At 69.8% G+C, this 950-nt stretch carries 1 protein-coding gene; it reads right to left on the bottom strand.

The window, feature by feature from the left end; all coding sequences use genetic code 11:
* Positions 1-48 precede the first annotated feature (48 nt).
* Positions 49-950: histidinol dehydrogenase (gene hisD, locus JCM9942_RS16875; RefSeq protein ID WP_054660994.1), on the bottom strand; the 902-nt coding region annotated here is incomplete at its 5' end.

Here is a 950-nt window from a genome sequence, read left to right as displayed (position 1 = left end):
AGCCACCAAAATCACGCAGGTCGGCGCGAACCAGATCCAGCACCGCGCTCACAGCGTCACTCCCAGCCGCAACGCAACCGCGTTGGCGTGTGCGCCCAGCCCTTCGGCGCGCGCCAGGGTCAGCGCGCACGGGCCGATGCCGGCAATGCCTTCGGCGCTGGCGGCCTGCACGCTGATCTGGTTCTGGAAACTGGCCACGCTCACGCCGCTGTAGGCACGGGCGGCACCGGCGGTCGGCAGGACATGGTTGGTACCCGAGCAGTAGTCGCCCAGCGCTTCGGGGGTGTAATCGCCGAGGAATACCGAGCCGGCAGCCTCGACCTGCGCCAACCACGGGCGCGGATCGCGCAAGGCCAGGATCAGGTGCTCGGGGGCGTAACGATTGGAGATTTCAAAGGCTTGGTCGAGCGACTGGACCTTGACCAGCCGCGAGGCGGACAGTGCCTGTCGGGCGATGGCCTCGCGTTCGAGCACCGCCACCTGCCGCGCGACCTCGCCGGCGACGGCAGCCAGCAGCGCGGCATCATCGCTGAGCAGCAGTACCTGCGAGTCGGGACCATGCTCGGCCTGCGAGAGCAGATCGGCGGCGACGAAGGCCGGATTGGCGCCGGCATCGGCGATCACCAGCACTTCAGACGGCCCGGCCGGCATATCGATGGCGGCGGCACCGGCCTGGGCGACCTGCTGTTTGGCTTCGGTCACATAGCTGTTGCCCGGCCCGAACAGCTTGTCGCACGAGGGCACGGTCTCGGTGCCGTAGGCCATCGCGGCGATGGCCTGCGCGCCACCGATCTTGAATACACGGTGCACGCCGGTCAGCCGCGCGGCGACCAGCACCGCCGGATCGGCACTGCCGTCCTTGCGCGGCGGCGTGCACAACACCACCTCACGACAACCGGCCAGCCGGGCCGGCACGCCCAGCATCAGTGCCGTGGACGGCAGCGGCGCGC

It is taken from the genome of Stenotrophomonas pictorum JCM 9942, from assembly GCF_001310775.1.
Taxonomy (GTDB): Bacteria; Pseudomonadota; Gammaproteobacteria; order Xanthomonadales; family Xanthomonadaceae; genus Stenotrophomonas; species Stenotrophomonas pictorum.
The sequence above is the reverse complement of the archived record's forward strand: the minus strand, read 5'-3'. Positions and strand labels throughout refer to the sequence as shown.